A 3,364-nucleotide genomic window follows, 5' to 3' on the forward strand; every position below is an offset into this window, starting at 1 on the left:
GTTTTTGAGCAACAGCTTGCCTGAGATTCAAAGGTGGCTACTTTTAGCTGCGCTCATTCTTTAGTCTAAACTACAGCGGTAAGATTCCGAAGTCGCTGCGAACAACACAATCAAATTAGAGGTTGGCTGGGTGGAATTGGGCGAGAATGCTATTGTGCGCTTGGACGCAGATAACGAATTTCAGCCGGATGCTTTGTGGAGAATTGATGCGGGAGGTTGATCGCAAATTAGGGATGATGATTATGTGCGATCGCACTCCGTAGAATCATCGCAGTCTTTGGTATTTGGTGCGAGGGGCGATCGCTCTTTCATTTTAGGCGCTCGGTCATCAGAAAAAATAAAGGGCGATGTTATGGGATGTTATTTTCTTTAACTTCTGCGATCGGATCAACAATATAGCAATCCTAAATCAATTGTGAAAAGGCATCAAATCTTTTCAAGTTAGGAAAATTGAAAAGATTATATTTAGCAAACAATTGAAATAAAAGATTAACAATATTAAAATTATTGCCGAAACGATAAAACCTCCTGAGCAAACTTTTTAATTGAAACCAAATTGCTTCAACTGGATTTTCTTCGGGTGCATAAGGGGCAAAAAGTTCACAAGTAATTTTCCATTCCGAAGGGGCTAGTCCTTCATTTTGTTTTGCTAAAAAATTCTGCATATTCTCTCCGGTATGATGTCTGACTCCATCCCAAAATATTAACAATCTTTTTTCGACATTTTTTTTTGTAAATTTTCGACAAATTTGACAGTATTTTCTCCATTTTCTGTTGAATATGTTTCGAGAATTAAATCTGGTTCTAACAAATTTAATGCACCATAATAAGTTTGTCTATCTTTATAATTATTAATTGGTATTTTCACGCGTTCTTTTGACTTTCCCCATGCTTCACCAGAAGATGTCTCCTCCCATTAAATGGCATTCGTCTATTGCATACACTACAAGCTGTCCCGACTCTATTTCCTCTCTATTATCTTCGAGAATTTGGTTGATTTTTTCATTGCTTTTCTTGACTAATTCTTCATTTTTTTCTCGGATTTAGTTTTTCAGCTTTTTGTCTGGTTATCTTCGCTTTTCTGTAAATCTTATAGTAACTTTCTTTCGATTCAAATATGACATCGTACTCCTCTATTAAATATATTTCTAGTTCGGATATATCCCAATATTCTTGGCATGATAACCACTGTATGGTTGATTCTTCCTCTTCTCTTGTTAGCTTGGTTTTCGCTCCTCTATAGCCTAATTTTAGACCTGGTATTCCTTGTGTTATAAATTTTTTTTTTCATTTACTTACATAACCTTGAGATACATTTAGTATATTTTCTATCGCTCTGTACACATAACCTTGTAGAGCCAGTTTTACGGCTAAGGCTCTCTTCATTTCTCGCGAGTCTCCATTACTATTTATAAATTTGATTAAACCTTCTATTTGTCTTTCTTTTTCATTTTGATTGGCTGACATTTGCTTTCTTCCCTTTCATTTATTATCAAACTTTTCTATTTTACCATAGAAATCCCTATTTACATCTCAAATGGAATTGCTATAGCTACCAAAGCAACAGGAATCGGCACGAAATAACTTGACTCTTCATCTAAGAAATCATCACCACCCATGCTGAAAGAATCTTGCACCCATTTAGAGATATCCCGCCCTGCTGATTTTGCCAGATCGATTACTTCGGATGATAGAGAGACTACACCTTGAACAATTTGCGCCTCCAAGAAAGTAATCATGTCATGTACTTCAATAGCAGAAGCACCATCGGGATTGACTGGCTGACTAAAATCAGTTGTAAAAGTGTAGTATGTCAAGTATTTAGCTGAGTCTGATGATTTTTTTTTCTCCAATTCTCGTAATGGATGGGTTGCAAACAGCAAGTAAGAGCAGCCTTTAAGATTGGGAAAATGTTCGCAGAGCTTTTGTGCAGAAACAGCCATAAAATCCGCTTCTCTTTGTCTAGCAAGAGACTGGGTTAAGGCTCCAATTGGATCAATGTCAAAAAAAGGTTGATGTTGTTTTGTACCTCCCTCACTTTCTTTCTGGTTCCAAGGCAGCAACCCTGCTAATCGATCGGGAGTTTTTTCTTGGCTAAAAAGAGCAAATTCTGGGTCAAAGTTAAATTTTCTATCTTTTTTGTTTTTCTGCTTGATTACGAGAACTTCAGAAACTGCTGACTCCATCTCTGTTTTCTCTTCTCCAAAAACAGGACGTTGCCATTCTTTTGATTCAAAAACTAATTTATGCTTGTAAGTATCGTATTGAGTAACTTCCAAATTATGCCAAGTTTTGAGGCGTTTAAGTAGCTTATCGCGATCGAGAACCTCAATGGGCTTTAGCTGTTCATTTAACTTACGAAGCTCTGTCTCCATGAGATCACTGCTTTCCTTTGCTACTTGTAGAATTTTGTCTACAGTTTGTCCATCACCACTGTCATCTTCAATAGCACTTGCAATTTTGCCCTCTTGCTTATTATCAAGCTGTCCCAAAATTTTCAATTGCATACGCGGATCTGTAACTCCTGCTGTTTCGAGACGCTTTAGTAAGGCTGTATCTCTTTTTTCAGCTAATGTACCCTCTAAAATGAGATAGTAGGCAGTGACATCAGAAATTTGACCTAATCGAGCAACCCTCCCATTACGTTGCATTAAAACAGCAGGATCGGGACTGAGATCCCAATGCACAACTTTATTGGCTACTTGAAAATCTAATCCTTCGTCCGCTGCAGAAGTTGCGACAAGGATGCGGTATTTTTGGTTGCGATCGTAAAAGTCCTTAACTACATTCTTTCGATCATCAGCACTCATCTCCCCAGTAAGAGCCTGACTTTGTTTATCGAAAGTTGCTTTAATAATAGCAGTAGTTTGTAAGACCTCAGTAAAAACGAGAAAACGAGAATCTGGATGTGCTTCAAGCATAGCTCTTAGCCAGTTTAGCTTGGCATTTTCAACACTTCTACCTGATGCCAACAAGTTTAAGGCTAATTCTGTCAGTTCTAATATTTCCTCTATCGTTGCTTCTAAATCTGTATCATCATCATCGTCATCATCTCGATCATTTTTTTTGACTTTCTCTAGTAGTTTTTTCTGAAACTCCCAAATAGTAGGTATGCTGCCTTCTCCTAAATTTCTCGATGTAAAACTAAAGTTGCCGTCAGAGGGAAAGATTACCTCTTTGGCATATTCTATATCTCTCTTTTCATCAAATTCCGCTAGACGTTTGGAAATCTCGCGGATTAATTTTCTTAATTGTTTAGTATCATCTGATGTGTCTGCCCTATACATTTTTTGGTAGTGGCCAAGAAGTAATGATGGTAAGATAGTAGCCTTGATAAGTTTTTTGTGAACTATGCCGAATTGTC

At 37.3% G+C, this 3,364-nt stretch carries 3 protein-coding genes; all 3 read right to left on the reverse strand.

The genetic code is table 11. The features are described 5' to 3' along the window. Positions 1-404: 404 nt before the first annotated feature. On the reverse strand, positions 405-665 hold the full coding sequence (locus tag QUA10_RS29245; RefSeq protein ID WP_445243612.1) for a hypothetical protein: 261 nt from the start codon (positions 663-665) through the stop codon (positions 405-407). A gap of 622 nt (positions 666-1,287) precedes the next feature. Further along, positions 1,288-1,467: a hypothetical protein gene (locus QUA10_RS28725; protein WP_333086467.1), complete on the reverse strand. Its 180-nt coding sequence runs from the start codon at positions 1,465-1,467 to the stop codon at positions 1,288-1,290. A 59-nt stretch (positions 1,468-1,526) separates the two neighbouring features. Continuing rightward, positions 1,527-3,364: helicase-related protein (locus QUA10_RS28730; protein ID WP_333086468.1), on the reverse strand; the 1,838-nt coding region annotated here is incomplete at its 5' end.

This window comes from Microcoleus sp. Pol8_D6 (assembly GCF_036700965.1).
Taxonomy (GTDB): domain Bacteria; phylum Cyanobacteriota; class Cyanobacteriia; order Cyanobacteriales; family Microcoleaceae; genus Microcoleus.

What these genes read in the sequence shown, in the direction of transcription:
- QUA10_RS29245 (WP_445243612.1), bottom strand. Translation starts at nt 665, where the DNA reads ATGCAGAATTTTTTAGCAAAACAAAATGAAGGACTAGCCCCTTCGGAA.
- QUA10_RS28725 (WP_333086467.1), bottom strand. Translation starts at nt 1,467, where the DNA reads ATGTCAGCCAATCAAAATGAAAAAGAAAGACAAATAGAAGGTTTAATC.